This is a genomic window from Lentisphaera araneosa HTCC2155 (assembly GCF_000170755.1).
Taxonomy (GTDB): Bacteria; Verrucomicrobiota; Lentisphaeria; order Lentisphaerales; family Lentisphaeraceae; genus Lentisphaera; species Lentisphaera araneosa.
The window spans coordinates 22,005-41,568 of the sequence record NZ_ABCK01000023.1 but is presented as its reverse complement, the minus strand read 5'-3'; the positions used below and the strand labels follow the sequence as shown (position 1 = coordinate 41,568).

Sequence of the window (19,564 nt, the reverse complement as noted above, 5' to 3'; positions counted from 1 at the left end):
AAAATGGGTTTTAAGAATAATCATAATACTAATGAGCCAGTACTTCGCAGAGGATCAACAACTAAGACTCCAGATGCACCACCATCGATAAGCTTTGGTCAATCCACCGATAAGACTGAAACTCCTTCAGGCCTGCCTCATCATCATGAAGTCGTCATGTCTATACTTGACGATACTTTATCTATCCCTACCTTGACTATACTTGACTCTCTCCCAAAAGACTGTCTACATCAAAATTGGCACAGTCAACTGGACACTTCTGAACCTTTAATCACCTTCAATAAAGAAGATATCCTCAACGTATTACAACAGGGTACCTTTCGTATTACGGTTGGCCCATTAGCCTGCCTCCTACCCAACACACTGGTAACTGCAGAAGGCTACCATTCTACCGCCGTCACTGAACTCCCCTTAGATGAACTTCTAGAAGTTATCCCAAAAGATTGGTTTAAGAACCCTTATCAATCCTGCGCACTCGACGAGACGATTGCCGCCATGGACAACCCTTTTGAACTTGAAGACACGGTTAATTCTGCGACACATGAATATAGTGAAAGCGCTGATGAAACCACTTCAATTCCAGTCCATACACCTGCTACAGAACCTAATAATCGACTACCTAAACCAACCGTACTTCCCCAGTCCCCTAAAAACAATCATCCAGACATGGCGATCACGCAAGAAATGGAACTCCAAGCTCCCCCTGATTTCATTAGCTCATCTCAACCTCAGTACCCTGAAACAGCGCAATTTTCCGTCAGTGATTTTTGGGACAAGGAAAACAATCAAGCACCGAGTTCAAGACCCAAATCTATCACCGCTGCTTCGCCAATTTCAGAACCTTTAAATCCACGAGTTACCAAAATAAATAATAGCGCTCAGCGTAGACGCCAAAGCTCGGTCTTTGACTTACAAGAACCTAAAGAAGAAAGTGTCGTCCTTGAAGTTGACGAAACTGTAAGCTCTGAGGCCCTCGAAATTTCTCCTCATAGCGAGGAAAAGTTTTTTGAAAAGAAAAAAACTGATTTCGACCTTTCAACTCTTACTCCTGTTCAAAACGCAGTCATTCTTGAAGATCCAAAACAAACTGTCTGCATGTACAATCGTCCTACCGGCGACATCGTCGTCTATGCAGAATGTATTTCTTTTTCCACTTCATATATCTTAGCTAAGCTCACTTTTGAGTCCTCATCTTTAAACCCCGAAGAATTCCTAGAAATCCCTCAACAAGATATTTTAAATATTATAAAAAAGGGAACTTGTTCGATCTCTCAAGAAACTATCCACCAATTCCTTAAACTCCCTAATGGCAGCCCAAAAACTGGCGATTTAGATCTCCCGCTTACAGATATCCTCGAGCTCATACCAAATGATTGGTATCTATCTGACCAATCACAAGAGTTAGAAAATGTTCTGAAAAATATGGGTGATGTTTTTACTGAGAAACAACTCGAACAACTCGCCGACTCCAAATACATGGAAGCTCAGCTAGAAAATATCGATGATCAAACCGAAGAATCGACTACACGCGCATCTACTGCTCTAGAGACAGCTACTGAACCTATGCATGATGAAGAAACGCAAGTCTATCCTGGAGGAGGGGGGAGCTTATTGGATAACCTTATAGGAGCTAACTCTTCAATTATGGGCTTTTTACAAGAAAGTGATGATGAAGCTACCGGAGAAGTCTCTCCAATGGACACATCCGTGCTCGATGCAGACAAAAGTGGTTTGGAGAACGACATCAAAACACATAAGACAATTCATATTGGCTTAAGCAAAGACGATGCAATCAAAGAAGCGACTCCCATCAAAGATGCTTTAACTGAAGAAAACACCTCGGTTGATTTTGTCGATCTCGATGTAGAAGACGAAGAAGTCGGTAAAAAAGCTGAAAAAGGAATAACTAATTCTCATTTCCGCAAACCACCTAAAACGAAGACTGTGGTTTCAAATGAATACGATATGGAGCTGCATAGCCTCATTGAAAATCGTGAGCAAGAACTCAACCCCCATTCAATCCCGCACCCTACCCCACCTGAACGCAAAGCCACCAAAAAATCTGATCACCCCCACACTCAAGAATGTGCCTCTGTTGCACCTAACGGTATCCATATTAATCAATGTACGCTTGACGACTTGCTACTCATCTGTAACAAAGAACTTGCACAAAAAGTACTCGATGCACGCACTGAGCCCTACCCCAGCCTTGAGAGTCTAAAACACCAAGCTCAGCTCAGTAATGATGAGTACCACAGCCTAACTGGACTTAGTGCTAAGGAATACCACATCCAAAAAGAGACTTATCTATTCTCTATTGCCGGAGAAACTAACGATTCCTCAGTCAATACTTTCATAAAGCAACTCAAAGATAAATGTGAATTTGATTTTGTGATGCTCTCAACTTTAGATGGTTTAAATATCACTGATTGTGGAACAACTAACAGTATTGACAAAGAAGAACTCGCTGCTTACATCCCGAAACTTATTTCAACGAAAAAAGACTTCTTAGAAAACACCAATATTCCACAAGCACAAGATTTCTCATTTTATCTAGGGGACAACTGCCTCTCCGTCAGCATTGCGGGCAATGTTTACTTCACTTGCATTCACAGCTCACCATGGCCAAATACAAATCAACTAAAGTTCCTCCACAGTTTACGTGACTTAGTTGCTTGGTACTTCTCTCATCGTTTAATCTTATAAAGCAGCTGAATTTTTAATTTCTAAATAACAGTTCACTAGCTTTGTGTGCAACTGGCTTGGAGCGACGTCAAGAGTAATAATTTGATTACCTTGCATTGACTCAAGAGCTTTTTTCCGAGCGCGCAGAAACTGACTCAAAGCACTATACGTCAACGCACCTTTGAAGTCAGTAACTTCAGCCTGCTCTTGCTCAGCAAAAACCTCTTCTCTCAAAGCTACAAAAACCACCAAATGCGATTTACGCAAAGCTTTTAAGGATTCGAGCATTTCTGGATCTTGCTGATCTCTCATATTAGTTAAAACGATAATAAGTGCACGCTTTTTTAACACCTTCTTAAGCTCTTGAACCGCTGCAGCAGAATCTCCTTCCATTGTACTTGGGTGTAAGTCATACAGACCAGTTAAGAAGCGGTTAACATTATTGACGGACTTTTTTACTGGTAAAAAACGACGCTGCTCTTGAGTCCCATAAGTCATCATACCAACCGCATCACCTTGCCTCGAAGCTACATAAGTCAACAACAGCATCGCATTCATAGTGTGATCAAAGTGAGAGAGCTGACCGTCCATTGATCGCATACGACGCCCACAATCTAACATAAAGAAGATTTGCTGATCTCGCTCTGCTTGGTATTCGCGCGATATTACCTTCTGCATACGAGCGCTTGCTTTCCAGTCAATACTTCCCATTCGATCACCCTTGCGGAATTCACGAAGTTGCAAAAAGTCTGTTCCTGAACCTCTCTGACGCTTTTTCATAATCCCTAGCTGAGCCAAACGCTGCTCTGCAGCTAAAACACCATAACGAATAACCTCTGCATAATTGGGATAAATTCGCACCGAACTTTCTTCACCAAGCTTAAAGTAACGATTCCAAAAACCCAAAAGTGAATTGAAGCGAAGCTCACATTGCTTAAACTCAAAATCTCCACGCTGCTGTGGTGTAATCGCATAATCCAACTCAATTCGCTGACCTGGATCCAAGCTCACTTTAAAAGGGAAGTCTTTAACCTCGTGCTCCGTTGGGTAGTGATCCACGAGCTCAAAATCAAAACGTTGATTTGAACGATTCCTCAAAGCTAACTTAACTTTACTTGCCACACCTAAAGGCATCGTATGCGAGACAATTCGCTCAAATTCAATAATCGGTTGCTTCCATAAGCTCAGTAAGTCGAAAAGAAATATACATACTAAGATCACACAAGTACTCAGCATTAACCATTTCAAATCTGGATAAAACAACTGCCCCACACTAAAGGCACAAGCGACAGATAGGACAAAGAGTAATCTATATGCCGGTCTGAAGCTTTTTAATTTCACAAACGTGGCGCCTCTACCTTGTCAAGCATATCTTCTAAAACCTGATCGTGGCTAAAACCTTCGATCTCCATTTCAGCCGAAAGAGTAATACGGTGACGTAAAACAGGCAAAGCCATTTCTTTAATATCGGCAGGCACAACAAAATCTCTTCCAGCAATGAGAGCCATCGCACGAGCAATACGTATTAGGGCCAAAGCTCCCCTTGTACCAGCTCCAACTGAGATGCCCGACCAATTACGAGTTTGACGTACAATTGAAACTGCATATTCAACGACTTGTTCGTCTACTGTGACCTCAGCGGTTTTTTTGCGCAAAGCTTCCGCCTCGTCATTACTAATGACATTTTCTACTAAACTCACATCGAGCTTTTCTCGGCTTTGCCCTTTCGTCACTAACTTAACTAAATCAAACTCATCCTTTTCTTCAGGATACTCCACGCTTACCTTAATGATAAAGCGGTCCAATTGAGCTTCAGGCAAAGGATATGTCCCTTCCTGTTCAAGTGGATTTTGAGTCGCCAAAACCATGAAAGGTGGCTTCACTGCATGCGATTCGCCTTCAATCGTTACTTGACTCTCCTGCATAACCTCAAGCAAAGCTGATTGAGTTTTTGCGGGCGCACGGTTGATTTCATCAGCTAAAAGCAAGTTACAAAACACGGGCCCTTTGCGAATCACGAATTCTTGATTTTTCATATTAAACATAGCGTGGCCCATAACGTCGGCAGGCATTAAGTCAGGCGTGAATTGCACCCTTGCGAAGTCACCTGAAAAAGTTTGAGCAATCGCTTTTACCAAAAGAGTTTTGCCGAGTCCAGGTACACCCTCAATCAAAACGTGACCTGCCGCCAAAAATGCCGCCAAAACTTGATCAACAATTTTATCTTGACCAATCACCACCTTTCTTATTTGATCGCGAATTCGCATAATTTGGTTCATCTCCATATTCAAAGAGGAGGCTACTTCAATATTCGATTCAATCTCTTCAGTCGTTTCTACTTCTTGAGCGACTTCCTCAAGATTAACCGGAACTTGTTCATCATTTACTTTATCTTCATCCATCACAAAGAATCCTTTATTTTTTTAAGAATCATTACTATTTTATAAAACTGATCCGGAGTCTTGTAGGTCTCCGTCATTGAAAGAAAAACTTCATTACTCGGAAGTTGACTCAAATCTCCCAAATACTGTGTTTGTTCCGTAGGTGAAAGTCTATTGCTTTGCGGATGTCGCATCTTTAATTGCTCTTGTATGTTAAAGCGCAATTCTTCAACTAATAAATGCCCTTGCTTGGCTCTCCATTGATACTCACCACTAACCTGAATATGCTCCATAATCTTACGAGAATTCGCACTTTTATCCAAATTTAAGGGACCAAACCTTTTTGAAACCATTAGCAACCAAACCACAACACAGGAAATCAACAAAATCAAAGTAATCCGTGCTCGCGTCTTGATCCAAGACCACACTCCCATGTACTCAGGGCGCGTTGCTAAAACCATCGCCTTATCGCGATCAATTAGATCAAACAAAAGCTTAGCGTTATCTTTTTGTCGCAAGTTATTATTATCAAAAGCGCGCAGTGAATTAAAGAGATAGATTTTGCCCTTACCAAACTTCTTAACACCGTAAAGCAAAACTCCTTTATCGGTACGATATTCTTCCGTATAAGCATCCAATTCCAAGCTCAATGCATTGGGCATATGTAAGTCATACTCCCCCACTTTGCCATTCAAAACTTTCTTATCGCCACCATCGACTTCACTTATGCTAAACAATCGCTGGTGCATAGGAGAAAGCTCAACCTCAAAATCATTACGGCTCCTCGCACTACCACTAATCAAAACGCCCCCATTCTCTAACCAGTCTTCCAAGTCACCAAACAAACTAATATCCGTAGGGATGTACTCTAATGGAACAAACACAACTTCATCTTTCGCAAATTTGCCCCAGCTCGTCAAGTTGGCCTCCGCATTAGTAGAATTCATCAAGCTCTCCGACAATCTCTGCAAGGCTAAATAAGGCTTGGCTTTAGCATCCCCCTGAAAACCTACATATTCACGCTTTTCCACTTCTTCTGTGTTCGAAATAAACCAATAAATTATATACATTATCAAGGCAATCAGGAGCACAAGAAAAACTTTAAAGAGCTTACTCATGCTTGTACCTCTTCACGCTTTTCAAACAACTGTTGCCAACGCTTACAAAGCTCTTCACAGCGATTCTTCTCAGGTAAATCATGTGCATAAGCTGCTTTGAGCCAAATATTCGTTAGGTCCTTAAAAAAGTATTTTTTATCTTTTTCACCTAGAGATTCCACACGACGTAAGCAATCCATCTCCGTATCACTTGAACGTAATTTCATCCCCGCTTCCAAGAGCTGAAAGACACTCCCTCGGTACAACAGGCTGATAGCTCCGCGAACGTCGCCTTTCTGTAACAGGCTAGTGACTTCTTTTGCGATATCATCCGGCAATGAATCTTCACTGAGATCCATGCCCATAAACTTAATGACTTCTTTCGTCGTTTTGGGAGTTCTATACTCTAGCTTACGTTCATCCATAACAATCACAATGATTTTCCAAATCAACCAAATTAAAGCGCCTGCCATCAAACAGATAAACAAACCTTTAAAGAAGCCCGCCATAGACACCCAATCAAAATCGCTCTCCTCTTGTTCTTCTTGATTACTCCCATCAAATAGCCAGTCTAAAAAGCTCGCATCAATGTCTTTAAACTCACGCTTCTTTACATTTTTATACTCGTTAAATTCTTCATCGGCCATAATCGTCTCTAACTCACGATCCACTTCACTAGATTGAGCCTGAACGGGAGAAGGGCATAGAAAGATAAATGCCATTATCAGCAAGGGAACAATTTTATTTGTCAACATACTTTTTTCTTTGATTCGATCCGCAAGACTTCTAAACTGAAGTTCAATATCCCAACCCTCAAGAACCATACGGCGGCAAATATAGAGAGTGAATCCACCCGCAACATAAAAGGGGCGTATCAATACCATCGACAGCGCCGTCACTAGGTACACAAAAAATGACAGCCACGTGGGCAATTGCTCCAACCAATAAACAAAACTATCCAAGTCAAAGATTTTACTGGGAATATCTCCCTTAACTTCTACTGGAACAAATAAATAACAGATAGTTAAAATACCTGCCGCAACTAACTGTTCTATATGGAGGTACATCACTCCATTCCAAGCACAATTACTACTCGTACTCGAACCAGAAAGAACGCGTAAACGTTTTTTACGACTCGCCCCCTTTAAACCCTCCAACTGCCAAATAGGCATCATAAAGGCTCTTGAGAATGTGAAGCGCCACATGAAATGCAGACTAAAGAAACCTTTTTTGAGTTCTTTGGGAAACTCTTTTAAACTATGTTTGACACTCGGTGTCTCTCCAAAAATAATACGACTAAGATCAAAAATAATAACACGTTCGAAAATAGGTAAGAAAAACCAAAACACAAAAAAGCCCCAAAATGGATAATCCTTAAAAAGGAGAAATAGTAGCAGGGTGTAGGGGATCGTAAGTGCCAACCAAGGTTTATAAAACGATAATAAATTTTTCTTCAGTAAACTTCGACCCAAGTCAAAAGCTTCCCAGTTATTTCGGGGGCGTAGTGCAATTTGTAAATTATTCAGATCCACGACGACGACCCATAAATAAGAAATATAAAATCATTCCCAACCACATGCATCCAGCGACCCAATACTTAACATCTACTGGAATGAGTGGAGATGATGACCAAAAGGCTTCGATAAATGCCGCCAAAAAAGTCATGAATGCCGTTCCCCATAGAAGCGTCATGGCATCTGCCGCACAATCTTTCAAAGACTGTAAACGACTCTTATTGCCTGGCATTATAAAAGAGAACCCTAACTTCATACCACACGCGCCTGAAAATACCGCTGCAGTAAGTTCTGGTGCACTATGACCACAGACAAATGGCCAAAAAGTTTCGCCATAGCCAATCTGCGTAATATACCCAGCCACTCCACCAATAGCCACACCATTATAAATCATAAAAAAGATCGAGCCGACTCCGGCAAACAAACCACCGGCAAAACAACGAAAATCAATCCCCACATTATTCATTATGTAGTACCCCCACATCATGAAGTCTTGACTCGCAGGACGAACCTCTTCAAAGTGACCGTTGGCGGGATCATAACTTTCTTCCATTTGCATCAGCATATCCGTCGGCAAGAGCATGTGAGCTAAATCAGGGTAATACTGAATCAAAACAGCTATACTAACTAAAGGAAGATAAAATAAAATATGAGAAAAAAGGATCAGCCTCCATTCCTTTCGAACCATACGAGGAAAATCTTTTTGAAAGTAACGAATAATTTTCATCTCAGCTCCACCACGGCGCCCATAGAGACGCTGGTGACCAGAAGCCACGAGTTCCTCTAAGTATTGGATCAATATCGGACTATAATTCCGACCCCTTGCCACTGCGAGCTGCTTGCACAAGTTGCGATACATAGATGGAAAATTGTCATTGAGTTCAACATCTCGTTTAATTTTTTTATTAAACAGATCTTCCAGTACTTTCCAAAAATCGCGATGCTTATCTTCAAAAACTCTTTGTTTCATGAATCTTTCACTCCCTCTCCACCGGCTAAACCTAAGGAATAAGCATAAAGTTTTTTCACTGCTGCAGCGCCTTCCTCTCCATGTATCTCTTCTAGAATCTCCGCCAACTCAACCTGTCGTTGTTTACTCAACATGTGATAACGTTCGCCAAAGGCAATAAAGCTCTTTTGCTCTTCTGGATTGAGAGCCACAGGAGGAAGCAAAGGCTCAACCTCTGGTAAAAAAACTTTAGACCTTTGACTATCTGCGTAAACAACAATGCTATCTGCCGCCAAATCGCCCAAGCGCCTATTTCGTGAATCTGCGAACATCGCAAGAAATTCCAAGCCCCATATACTGGCAAACATATCAGCTAAACGTAAAAAATTTCGAATCATCGATGACCGCCAACCGACGGGAGTACCATTGCCATGTAAGACGCGAATTTTCATGATTCTCTTACCCGGAGTCATCCCCTGATGAAGCACCTCAAATAATACGGGATAAAACCACCATAAAACAAAAATTGCTACGAGAAAAAGTCCTGTAGAAGCATCTCCAAAAAGTCCCAAAATAATAGCCAGCGCTATAAAAATGATACCTTTAAAAACAAAGTCGAGTAAATACGCCGTCATTCGTATTGGCAAGCTTGCCAAACGCATACTCAAATTAACGCCTTCGGGTGTTTCCACCCAAAAAATCGTGTCTATTTTATCTCCCATAAAATCCATCTTCTTTTGACTTCAGTTAAGCTAAAGACTTTTTAGCTTAATGCAAAGCATCTATCACCTTTTTAAATATTTATCAGAGCCCAAAACCTTAAATGCTATTGCATGGACTATAAAGCTGCAATTTGTACAAGTCTTAAAGCCTCCCAAACACACTGACTTATACAATCCAAGACTTGCATACAAATAAAGATCACACATATTTAAGACATGTAGGAGAAAATAGTGAACTTTCAGTCAATCCCAGAATTAACCCGAGACACCAAGCGCTTTCGCGAAGTCATCACCGTATTCATTAAGTACGGATTAATTGACTGGGTCGAAAATTATGAACCTGAGTTCATGAAAAACCTGCGTCAGAAAATTCACTCGCACCCCAACATAGAAAACATGTCTCATGCCTGTCGTTTGCGCCTCGCATTTACTGAGCTCGGCCCAACTTTCATCAAGCTCGGCCAAATCTTAAGCACGAGAGAGGACCTAGTCGGTGAGCAACTCGCAGCCGAACTCAAACTTCTACAGGACTCCACTACGCCTGACAGCGCTGAACAAGTTCGTGAAACTATTGAAGATGAACTCGGCAAAAAAGTCGAAGAACTCTATGCTGAATTTGAATTCGAATCTTTTGCCTCAGCTTCAGTTGGACAGGCGCACTTCGCAAAACTATTTGATGGCACAGATGTCGTCGTAAAAATCCAGCATCATGGCATTGAAGATAAAGTCGTCAAAGACCTTAGCGTTTTTTCAAAAATTTTGCAGTTAGCTGAAAAATATGACTCTGGCCTCGCTTCCTACCAACCAACAAAGATCCTCGAAGACTTTAAAAAAAGTCTCTTCCGAGAAATGAATTTTGAACGCGAACTTCAAAATATGGCTAAAATCGGCAAAAAATTTGCCGATGATAAAACAGTTCACATCCCCCACACCTACAAAGAGCTATCATCTCAAAAAGTTATCACCATGGAACGCCTTTATGGTATGAGTGTTTCAGAATTAAAAACTCACCACCACCTCCCTGTAACTCCTGCGGAAATTGCAAAAAATGGCGCCCTCGTCTTCCTCAACATGATACTTCGTGACGGAGTCTATCACGCTGATCCACACGCTGGAAATATATGGATCCTTAACGATGGACGCATTGGCCTTTTAGACTTTGGTCTCATTGGCATTATTGATGAAGAATACCGCGAAATGATTGAGGATGTGGGTTTTGCCGCTTTGGATCAAGATGCTCAACTCATTACTGATTATGTTCTACGTATTGGCAAATGTCAACCCAAACTAAAGCGCGATGAACTGCAGGCAGACATAACCGAATTCCTTTACGAATTCCAAGTTGAAAACCTCGAAGACATTGATTTTAGCGGGGCTTTAAAAGAAGTATCACGCATAATTCGCACCTACAAAATTATTTTACCCAGCAACATATCTTTACTCATCAAAACCCTCATCATGCTTGAAGGAACATCACGTTCACTCGACCGTAACTTCAATTTTATCCCACTGATCAAAAGCTTCCAGATTCAAAGACTCAAGGCTCGCCACTCTCCCTTGCGAACATATAAGAAGCTCAAGAAAAAATATAAAGAGTGGGATCGCCTTATCGAAATGATGCCTCGGGAACTCATCCATCTCGTTGAAAACATGAAGGCGGGTTCCTTTGATGTAAAACTTGAGCACCGAAAACTCGATGCAGTTATCAACCGACTCGTCTATGGCATTATCATTGCCGCTTTGTTTATCGGTTCATCTCAACTCATTGGCCAGCGTATCCCCCCAATGATTTTTGAAATCTCTATTCTCGGATTCATGGGCTATGCCACCTCATTTGTGCTCACGATCAAACTCCTCTTGTCTATTCGTAAATCTGGTGACCTAAACGGCAAATAAGCTTTGACTTATCTTTCTTTATCTTTAGATTGAAGAGTCAATTTGGATACCCATTCATGCCCAACGAAAACCCAACCATCACCAACAAGGTTCACCCGCTTTTAAAAGCACTAATTGCTTTTGCTTTAGGCTTATCAGTCAACCTTTGTTTCGAGCCCTTCAACTTACATTTTCTTGCGTGGTTCGCATTAATCCCCCTTCATCTGCTTGGCTTAGGCCGGCACGACCGTGGAAATTTTTATATTGGCTCGGCATGGGGCTTCGGCTATTTCCTAGGCACCTTTTACTTCCTCTACCCCATCTTCCTATTATGCCCCCTATTGGTCGCCTTAATTTGGACGCCTATTCCGGGAATATGGCTCTATCTCACTTGTAAACTACGTCATTACTTGCTCTTCCCAAAAGCCAGTGAAGAACACGTCTCTGCCCCTCATTACAGACGCATACTTAACTTGCGCTCAAGTTATAAACTTTTTATTGCAGCTGCCGTGCTTTGGTCATTTTTTGAATGGGTCCGCACATGGCTTTTCACTGGCCTCCCATGGAATAGCATTGAAGTCAGCCAAGTTTATCAATTACATTTCTTAAAAAACGCCTCTTTCATCGGAGCCAATGGCCTTGCCTTCCTTATATCGCTCATCAACTTCAGCCTCGCCATCCTCTTGGAAATTTATCTAGTGAGAAAGAGCGCAGAAAAACAAAACTTACCAAAAAGTTTACCTAAATTAAAAAACTACTATAGCCTTCCCATATTGGCCTTGATCACATTATTGCTCTCCACCATCATTGCCGACAAACTTCAGCCCGAAAATAAAGCTGACTCAACTATCCGCGTCGCGATGATACAGGGCAATTTCAAACCCTACTTCAAACCGCTAACTTATGAAGAGTACCAATTTCATCATCAAACCTACAAAAATTTAAGCGAAGCGGCAATTCTTCAGAAGCCTGACCTCATAATTTGGCCAGAAACTCCCATGCCCTCAAGCTACCAACGCGATGCCGCCTTCCCCGAACTTGTTCGTTATCTAAGTAAAAAAGCCAATGCTCACTTGCTCTTTGGCACTGGTATGACTGATGTTAACCCTCAAGACCCTGAGCATAAAAAATATTATAATTCTGCCCTCATCAGCGATCCCAACGGTGACATCATTGCTCGCTACGATAAAATCCATACCGTCCCCTATGGCGAATACTTACCTGGACGTTATTTAATGAGCCATGAACTCCACGAGAAATTAAATAAATTCCGCCAAATGGGCCCTAGCCTTAGCCATGGAAGCGAATTCTCCGTATTCCCCCTCGCCAAGCAAAGTCGCATTGGTATCAACATTTGTTTTGATGATGTATTTGAAAATATATCGCGAAGCTTTGCCCGCAACAATGCCAATATCCTCTGTACAATCACTAATGATTCATGGTTTGGAGAAACCGCTGGTGGAGCTCAACACTCCGCTCACAGTATTTTTCGTGCCGTTGAAAATGGCCTCCCCTTTTTGCGATGTGGCAATACTTGCGAAACCATGTTGGTCTCATCTAAGGGCAAAGTTGAACAGCTCTTACTCAACCCTGAGAACGGCTCACGCTTCACTCGTGGTGTGCTTTTTACTGAACTCGACTTTTGTGTTAACCCTGAAAAAACCTTCTACAATAAACTCTATTATTTAACACCCAGTTTCCTAAGCTTTGCATCTCTCTTTATTTTTGGCTTTATGCTCCTGCAATTTCTCAAAAGAAAGAAAGCGCTTAATGAAATAGCTCTCGAGGAAAGTTAAACCTCGTAAAAAGTGACATCAATAACACCTCAAGTCCATCTAAGTCATTCATTTGTAATTACTATCAGTCATTTAAACAAAAAGCTAAGAACTTCATTTTTTCTTGACAAACTCACTTATTCGAGTACAATCCTCCCCAAATAGACAGGATTTAAAAATGAAAAATTATGATGTTATCGTTATTGGCGGTGGCCACGCAGGCATAGAAGCTTCACTCGCTTCTGCTAGAATGGGTGCTGAAACTCTGCTAATAACGCAAAATTTAGACCACATCGGGCAAATGAGCTGCAATCCAGCGATTGGTGGTATTGCGAAAGGTCATGTGGTGCGTGAAATCGATGCCATGGGTGGTGAAATGGGCCAAAATACTGATGCCTCTGCACTACAATTCCGCATGCTTAATGCTTCACGTGGCCCTGCGGTTTGGTCACCTCGCGCTCAGTGTGATAAAGTACTTTACCAAAGACGTATGAAGCAACAATTAGAGAAAACTGAAAAGCTTCATACCCACCAAGCTGAAGGCCTCTCCTTTGTTACTGAAAAGAGTAAAATCATTGCCGTCCAAACTCAGTTTGGCGACAAGTTTGAAGCCAAATCTTTTGTTCTTTGCTGCGGAACTTTCATGCGCGGCCTTATGCACTTTGGTCCCCAACAGCTCCCTGGTGGACGTACGGGCGACACTGCCGCCGATGCTATCTCTGAGTCTCTCAAAAATGACTTGGGCTTAGAACTCATGCGTTTAAAAACGGGAACACCTCCGCGCGTCTTAGCCAAGACAATTGATTTTGAGAAGCTTGAAAGACAAGATGGAGAGTGTGGCGAATTTTCTTATTGGCCTCGTGAAAAAGAATACGAGACAATTGACCGCGGTGGCATCCCGCAAATGCCTTGCTACATTGGCAGAACAAGTGCAGAAACAAAACAGGTCATTGCAGACAACTTGCATCTCTCCCCCATGTATAATGGTTCGATTGATGCGATTGGCACTCGTTATTGCCCCTCTATTGAAGATAAGATCCACCGCTTTGGCGACAAGGATTCACATCAAGTTTTCCTCGAACCAGAGGGTGTTTTCACTGAAGAGTATTACCTCAACGGCATTTCGACTTCACTTCCTGTACAAATTCAAAATAAAATCGTTCACAGCATACCTGGTTTAGAAAAGGCAGAGATCGCTCGCTACGCTTACGCGGTTGAATACGATGTGGTTTCTCCTCACCAAACGCAAAACTCTCTGGCCCTCAAATCTTGGCCCAACCTTTTTGTAGCTGGTCAAATCAATGGCACTAGTGGCTACGAAGAAGCTGCGGGCCAAGGACTTATTGCTGGGGCAAACGCTGCGGGCTTAGTTGCTGGCAAACCACCATTAATTCTTGAACGTGATCAAGCTTATATCGGCGTGATGATTGATGACTTAGTCACAAAAGACATCTCTGAACCTTACCGACTCTTCACTTCACGTGCAGAGTACCGCCTCCTACTTAGACAGGATAATGCCGATCGTCGCCTCTCTAAAATTGCTTATGATTATGGCTTACTGCCTTACGAGAAATACAAAATCGCTAAAGACAAAGAAACTTTAATCGACGATGAAATTGAGCGCCTCAAAAACGAGCGGCATCATGGCAAAAGCTTATGGGAACATTTGAGTTCCCATAAAAACACTTACGAATCAGTTGTCGGTGAAAGCGACCTCCCTGACGATGTTAAGGAGCAGGTACAAATTGACGCTCGATACGAATGCTATATTCAACGCGAGAAACAGCAAGTGGAACGTCAAAAACGCTTAGCCAAAAATCCTATCCCCGAAGATTTAGATTACCTAAATATCACCGGACTTGGTAACGAAGCTAAGAACAAACTCAGTCGCTATCGTCCCGTAGACCTCGGGCAAGCTGCACGAATTGACGGCGTGACACCGGCGGAAATTGGCTTGATCCAAGTGCATATCAAACGCTTCGAAGAAAGTAAGAAAATTAAATCCTAGACATAAAAAAGCGAAGCAAGAAATTGCTTCGCTTTTATAAAATGTTGTAGGTTTCAACCATCTAAATCTTCATCTACAAAACCATCGCCTGCTGCGAAGTATTTATCTTCATCTACAATAATGCCAGATGGATTACGACCCATTTCATCAATTCGTGTTGCCGCAGCTAAATCAGAACCAAGTGAAGGTTTGGAGTAAACAACTGTCGAACTAGGATCCGCCACTTTTTCAGGTGCCTGTTGAATAGCTTGATCATTTTTATGTACGATATCTTTATCAAAGTCTTCAAATTCATCTTCATCCACTTTAAATTTGGGCTTCTTAATAACAAATAAGTAGGCTAAGGCACCAACAATAAGGAGAATAACAACACCACCGATCGCCAGTATAGTGAGCAGTGACATACCTTTGCCAGTTGAATATTTCTTGCCTTGGAAAGTTTGAGCTTGTCCAACGTTAATAGTTTTTTTCTTTTTCTCAATTTTCTTAACTGGCTTTAACTCTTTTAACTCTGGCGCCGCTTCTTCACCCATATCAGGTGCATGCTCACCTGCCAAGTCATCAACGTAGCCTGAGTCGTCAAACTTTAACTCTGGACTGACGTTCTGAGCAGAAGCCGAACTCACGAAAAAAAAGAATAAAAATATTTTAAAAAGTGTGTTTTTCATACATTACCGTAATTTTTCCCTCAATGTAATTGTAGATCATATAAAAACAATCATTTGCCCCTATAATCACTACTTTTTTAAACTGGAAAAAGCGAATCTCCATTCAATTAAATAAAATGCGGTACTTTCTCCGCTACGATCACCCTTTTTATGAGTAATAGAGCTTAAAATTTTATCTTTATAAAACTGACGAAGTAATTGTTTTGAAAAATCATTTTCTAGTTTTCGCACGCCACAGCTATGAACTAAATCAACCTGCATTTCATCATCTTCAATCTTAACGCTCAATAAAGTAGGTCCCTCGAGTTCTTCTTTTGAAACATCTGTAAATAAAACAAGCAATGCTTCATCTGTATAATAAGTATTCTCAACTGGCACTTCGTCAACAAAAACCAACAACTCGGCCAAACCCTTCTTAAGCTCAAGCTTAGGCAAATCTTCTTCTAATTCAGGCAAGGGCCATTCTTTTCTGATTGTGGATTCTAAATTCAAAGTGAGTGAGTTTTGAGCTTCGGGAAAATCTTCTTCAGAATAAAAGTCAGCCTCTCTAATTTCCATATCAGGCAACTCTAAAGACGGTAAATCAATTTTTTCATTTAACCAAACCGAAAAACCCTGCTCATGATCAGGCATATAAATAACGCGGGGATCCTCATCTAGTTCTTCGACACTTTGTTCAAGAGGCGACCGTAAAATAAGCTTTTCATCTTCGTCCATTTTTGTAAGAGAAGGTGTATTGAGCGAGTCTTGGAAATTAAAGAAAAAGAAAGGACTCACAAATAAAATAATGACTACCAAACTTATAATAGTCACCCTAAGTGATTTATTGGATTTACTCACTCTTTATAACTTCTTTCTCGAGCTTACTTGTGACTAAGTTCACCTCAATGTTCATATGCCTAACGATATCTAGAACAGTGATCACATATTCATAAGGAACTGCTTTATCCGCTTTCAAGGAAAGCACAGGACGGCGTTGAATTGAACGTCCATTCTCTTCGATATTTAAGGTTTTTTCTTGAACCACTTCCACCAAACTCTCTTCGAGTTTTTCCCAAGGCACGGGCTTGTTATTAAAGTAAGGCAAATATTTACCTTCGTGATCGACAATGACAACAGACAACTTATCTGTCGCAACAAGCCTAGCACTACTCGCAGTCGGCATCGTCGCCTTAAGCCCCTGCTGGAAATCCAAGGAAGTAGATACTAAGAAAGCAAAAAGAATCAAACTAAACACAGAGAGTAGACCCGTCATCGAAACAGGTTTACTTCTATACTCTAATTTGGTCTCAAAACGCATTAATTAAGGTCTCTATCATCACTAATAAATTCACCGCTGCGAATGAAATACATCATTTCATAAGCCGTCTTTTCCATATCTCTCAAGATTGAACGAATACGCGATAAATAAACATTATAAATCATGTAGGCCACGAACGAAACCGTCATGCCACTGGCTGCTGCAACAAGAGCTCCGCCAACATAAGGCGCTAAATTTGTAAGATTAACGAAGCTCCCCTCTATACCAATTTGGCGAAAAGCTTCAATCAGCTTTGCCACTGTACCCAAAAGCCCTAAAACTCCGCAACCTTGTGCGAGAGTCGCAAGTACATCCATGCGTTTTTCGAGGCGAAACTGTTCGTTGCGAGCGGCCTCTTGAATTGCGCCTTCTAAAATAACTGGCTCATCTTTCCTGTGCAAAATAGCCACACGAATAATTTGAGAAATCGCTCCGGGAGTATCATCACAGTGACTGACGCACTCGATCACATTACCCTTTTTTAAGTTGGAACAAATGCCCTGCATAAAGTCAGTACGATCAATATCCGTACTGTGAAAGTAGTAAAAGCGCTCAACTGCAAGCACAACAATTATTATTGCCAAAACCATAATGAGCCAAACAAATGGCCCTCCATCTTTGGCTAAATTCAAAACAAAATCGATCATCTAAAGTATCCCAAAATTAATGCTAACCAAGTTTAACCTCGTGACTAGGCTTTTCAATCCACTTAAGCCTTGAGACTCGGAAATTGACCAAGTTCAAAACGCCCTATAAACTCAGCCACAAATAGGTGTAAATAATCTTCATATGTACAAGAATTATGCGGTGTCAGCAATACTTGCTTATGCGCATATAGTGGTGACCCCTCACTCAGAGGCTCATTGTAAGTGACATCTAAGCCCGCGAAAGAACTTGGGTTTTTACATAGGAAGCTGAGTAAACTCTCTTCATCGACGACTGTACCACGTCCAAAGTTGTAGAAATGAGCTCCTGATTTTAAAGATGAGAAAAACTTATCCCCCAAGACCTTTTCATTTTCTTCATCCCCGGGGATGAGTGATAAAACATGATCAAAATCTTCAATAATGTCGCTGAGTTCAGACATCTTAACATACGAGAAGTCACCCCCGCCTATTCCCCGACGATTCGCTCCCACTACCTTCATTCCTAGTGTTTTGACTAAAGCCGCACAGTGCTGGCCAATATTACCACAGCCCAGAATCAGTAAGCTTTGATTTTTTAATAAGCGCCTCTCAAAACAAGCATTGCGATCCCAAGTTTTTTGTCCCTGCAATTCAAGCTGCTTACTAAATTGATTATTGAAGAACAACATCATTGCCAAGAAAGATTCGGCAATCATGGGACCATGAAAACTTGAAAATTCGACCTGAACAACTGAACTTGGAGCAGGAGCGACCCAATCACGACCTGCCGCAGGAGTCACAATCAGTTTAAGTTGATCTGCTAAAGAGTAAAACTCTTTTGGGAAATTCCAGCAAAAAACGGCTTCTGCTTCAGGAAGTAAAGACCTGAAATGCTCTTTACTCTCAGCCAAAATACATTGCTCTTCACCGAAAATTTCAAAGAGCGGCTGAAAATGTTCTTTGCTCCCACAAAAAGCATGAACGGGGCTATATAAATTAATGAGAAGCTTCATCTAACTCACTAAGTTTCTAGACGTCTTTACCTAACAAATCTTTAATGATCTCAGCAGCTCCACGAGCAATCAATTTATTGGCAATCTCAGTTCCTTTACCCGGAAGATCTTTTAGGTCTCCTGACATATCTTCACGGTAATATTCTTTGCCATCTGGAGAAGCCACAAAAGCTCTAAGCTCGAATGAGTCACCATCGATTGTCGCATAACAGCCAGCTGGGACTTGGCAAGAACCACCTATCGCTAAATTGAACTCACGCTCAACTTTAACTCTTATTGATGTTTCAGTATGATTTAATTTATTGAGCAAAGCACAAAGCTCTGCGTCGTCTTCACGACACTCAATACCAACGGCACCCTGACCTGGACTTGGGATGAATTTATCTGGATCGAGACTATCGGCAATACGATCACCAAACTCTAAACGGATTAAGCCCGCTGCCGCTAAGATAATCGCATCATATTTATCGTCGTCCAATTTAGCCAAACGCGTATTAACATTGCCGCGCAAGAGCTCAGTTTTAACGGGATATTGTCTATAAAGCTGGCTCGCACGTCTAAGTGAACTCGTCCCAACAACGGCGCCTTCAGGTAATTCATCGAGTGACTTATACTTATTAGATACAAAAGCATCACGCGGATCCTCACGTTCTAAAATAGCCTGAAGAATCAATCCCTCTGGCAATTCTGCTGGCACGTCTTTCATGGAATGCACGGCTAAGTCAGCCTCATCATCCATCATCGCCTGCTCAATTTCTTTAACAAAAAGTCCTTTGCCGCCGATTTTTGCGAGTGACACATCGAGAATTTTATCTCCTTGAGTCTTAATAATCTTCAACTCAATTTCTAAACTAGGATCGACTTCTAACAAACGACTCTTTACATGCTCAGCTTGCCAAAGTGCTAGCTGTGATCCACGGGTGGCAATTCTCAATTTCAATTGGGACTCCA

At 41.5% G+C, this 19,564-nt stretch carries 16 protein-coding genes; 4 read left to right on the top strand and 12 right to left on the bottom strand.

From position 1 onward, the window contains the following. Positions 1–3 precede the first annotated feature (3 nt). The gene (locus tag LNTAR_RS18910; RefSeq protein ID WP_007280362.1) at positions 4–2,706 is read left to right on the top strand and encodes a hypothetical protein; all 2,703 of its coding nucleotides are present in this window, start codon (positions 4–6) and stop codon (positions 2,704–2,706) included. Here LNTAR_RS18910 and LNTAR_RS18905 read toward each other — a convergent pair. Genes LNTAR_RS18905 through LNTAR_RS18880 form a run of 6 tightly spaced genes read right to left on the bottom strand, consistent with a single transcriptional unit; the run spans position 2,701 to position 9,348 of the window. Further along, positions 2,701–4,026, bottom strand: coding sequence for a DUF58 domain-containing protein (locus LNTAR_RS18905; protein WP_040915331.1), 1,326 nt, complete (start codon positions 4,024–4,026; stop codon positions 2,701–2,703). The genes LNTAR_RS18910 and LNTAR_RS18905 overlap by 6 nt on opposite strands. Continuing rightward, a complete protein-coding gene (locus tag LNTAR_RS18900; protein ID WP_007280360.1) occupies positions 4,023–5,087 on the bottom strand; it encodes an AAA family ATPase in 1,065 nt (354 codons plus the stop codon). Before LNTAR_RS18900 ends, LNTAR_RS18905 begins: the two co-directional genes overlap by 4 nt. Beyond that, a complete protein-coding gene (locus LNTAR_RS18895; RefSeq protein WP_007280359.1) occupies positions 5,087–6,184 on the bottom strand; it encodes a hypothetical protein in 1,098 nt (365 codons plus the stop codon). The genes LNTAR_RS18900 and LNTAR_RS18895 overlap by 1 nt, the downstream gene beginning before the upstream one ends. Continuing rightward, positions 6,181–7,695 (bottom strand): hypothetical protein, encoded by a 1,515-nt coding sequence (locus tag LNTAR_RS18890; protein ID WP_040915330.1) that lies wholly within the window; start codon positions 7,693–7,695, stop codon positions 6,181–6,183. Before LNTAR_RS18890 ends, LNTAR_RS18895 begins: the two co-directional genes overlap by 4 nt. Beyond that, positions 7,682–8,647 (bottom strand): stage II sporulation protein M, encoded by a 966-nt coding sequence (locus LNTAR_RS18885; protein ID WP_007280357.1) that lies wholly within the window; start codon positions 8,645–8,647, stop codon positions 7,682–7,684. The genes LNTAR_RS18890 and LNTAR_RS18885 overlap by 14 nt, the downstream gene beginning before the upstream one ends. Beyond that, positions 8,644–9,348, bottom strand: coding sequence for an RDD family protein (locus LNTAR_RS18880; protein ID WP_007280356.1), 705 nt, complete (start codon positions 9,346–9,348; stop codon positions 8,644–8,646). Before LNTAR_RS18880 ends, LNTAR_RS18885 begins: the two co-directional genes overlap by 4 nt. A gap of 231 nt (positions 9,349–9,579) precedes the next feature. On the opposite strand from LNTAR_RS18880, the gene LNTAR_RS18875 reads away from it, so the two are divergent. From LNTAR_RS18875 to mnmG, 3 genes are all read left to right on the top strand, one after another. Further along, on the top strand, positions 9,580–11,244 hold the full coding sequence (locus tag LNTAR_RS18875; protein ID WP_007280355.1) for an ABC1 kinase family protein: 1,665 nt from the start codon (positions 9,580–9,582) through the stop codon (positions 11,242–11,244). A 56-nt stretch (positions 11,245–11,300) separates the two neighbouring features. Further along, positions 11,301–13,019, top strand: coding sequence for an apolipoprotein N-acyltransferase (gene lnt / locus LNTAR_RS18870; protein WP_007280354.1), 1,719 nt, complete (start codon positions 11,301–11,303; stop codon positions 13,017–13,019). 157 nt (positions 13,020–13,176) lie between these two features. After that, positions 13,177–15,006, top strand: a complete 1,830-nt coding sequence (gene mnmG / locus LNTAR_RS18865; RefSeq protein ID WP_007280353.1) for a tRNA uridine-5-carboxymethylaminomethyl(34) synthesis enzyme MnmG — start codon at positions 13,177–13,179, stop codon at positions 15,004–15,006. 53 nt (positions 15,007–15,059) lie between these two features. Here mnmG and LNTAR_RS18860 read toward each other — a convergent pair whose 3' ends face one another. The 6 genes from LNTAR_RS18860 to hemC all read right to left on the bottom strand — a co-directional run bounded on the left by LNTAR_RS18860 (position 15,060) and on the right by hemC (position 19,553). After that, entirely contained in the window at positions 15,060–15,674 is a 615-nt protein-coding gene (locus LNTAR_RS18860) for a hypothetical protein (RefSeq protein ID WP_007280352.1), read from the bottom strand. Between the two features lie 69 nt (positions 15,675–15,743). Further along, a complete protein-coding gene (locus LNTAR_RS18855) occupies positions 15,744–16,514 on the bottom strand; it encodes a hypothetical protein (protein WP_007280351.1) in 771 nt (256 codons plus the stop codon). After that, positions 16,507–16,974: an ExbD/TolR family protein gene (locus LNTAR_RS18850; protein ID WP_007280350.1), complete on the bottom strand. Its 468-nt coding sequence runs from the start codon at positions 16,972–16,974 to the stop codon at positions 16,507–16,509. Before LNTAR_RS18850 ends, LNTAR_RS18855 begins: the two co-directional genes overlap by 8 nt. Continuing rightward, complete coding sequence (locus tag LNTAR_RS18845) at positions 16,974–17,621, bottom strand: MotA/TolQ/ExbB proton channel family protein (protein WP_007280349.1); 648 nt, start codon at positions 17,619–17,621, stop codon at positions 16,974–16,976. Before LNTAR_RS18845 ends, LNTAR_RS18850 begins: the two co-directional genes overlap by 1 nt. A 62-nt stretch (positions 17,622–17,683) precedes the next feature. Next, on the bottom strand, positions 17,684–18,613 hold the full coding sequence (locus tag LNTAR_RS26090; protein WP_007280348.1) for an NAD(P)-dependent oxidoreductase: 930 nt from the start codon (positions 18,611–18,613) through the stop codon (positions 17,684–17,686). Positions 18,614–18,629: 16 nt separating this feature from the next. Further along, entirely contained in the window at positions 18,630–19,553 is a 924-nt protein-coding gene (gene hemC / locus LNTAR_RS18835; protein ID WP_007280347.1) for a hydroxymethylbilane synthase, read from the bottom strand. Between the last annotated feature and the right edge of the window lie 11 nt (positions 19,554–19,564).

Coding starts and splice junctions, on each gene's coding strand:
- LNTAR_RS18910 (WP_007280362.1), top strand. CDS start 4: ATGGGTTTTAAGAATAATCATAATACTAATGAGCCAGTACTTCGCAGA.
- LNTAR_RS18900 (WP_007280360.1), bottom strand. CDS start 5,087: ATGGATGAAGATAAAGTAAATGATGAACAAGTTCCGGTTAATCTTGAG.
- LNTAR_RS18895 (WP_007280359.1), bottom strand. CDS start 6,184: ATGAGTAAGCTCTTTAAAGTTTTTCTTGTGCTCCTGATTGCCTTGATA.
- LNTAR_RS18885 (WP_007280357.1), bottom strand. CDS start 8,647: ATGAAACAAAGAGTTTTTGAAGATAAGCATCGCGATTTTTGGAAAGTA.
- LNTAR_RS18880 (WP_007280356.1), bottom strand. CDS start 9,348: ATGGGAGATAAAATAGACACGATTTTTTGGGTGGAAACACCCGAAGGC.
- lnt (WP_007280354.1), top strand. CDS start 11,301: ATGCCCAACGAAAACCCAACCATCACCAACAAGGTTCACCCGCTTTTA.
- mnmG (WP_007280353.1), top strand. CDS start 13,177: ATGAAAAATTATGATGTTATCGTTATTGGCGGTGGCCACGCAGGCATA.
- LNTAR_RS18860 (WP_007280352.1), bottom strand. CDS start 15,674: ATGAAAAACACACTTTTTAAAATATTTTTATTCTTTTTTTTCGTGAGT.
- LNTAR_RS18850 (WP_007280350.1), bottom strand. CDS start 16,974: ATGCGTTTTGAGACCAAATTAGAGTATAGAAGTAAACCTGTTTCGATG.
- LNTAR_RS18845 (WP_007280349.1), bottom strand. CDS start 17,621: ATGATCGATTTTGTTTTGAATTTAGCCAAAGATGGAGGGCCATTTGTT.
- LNTAR_RS26090 (WP_007280348.1), bottom strand. CDS start 18,613: ATGAAGCTTCTCATTAATTTATATAGCCCCGTTCATGCTTTTTGTGGG.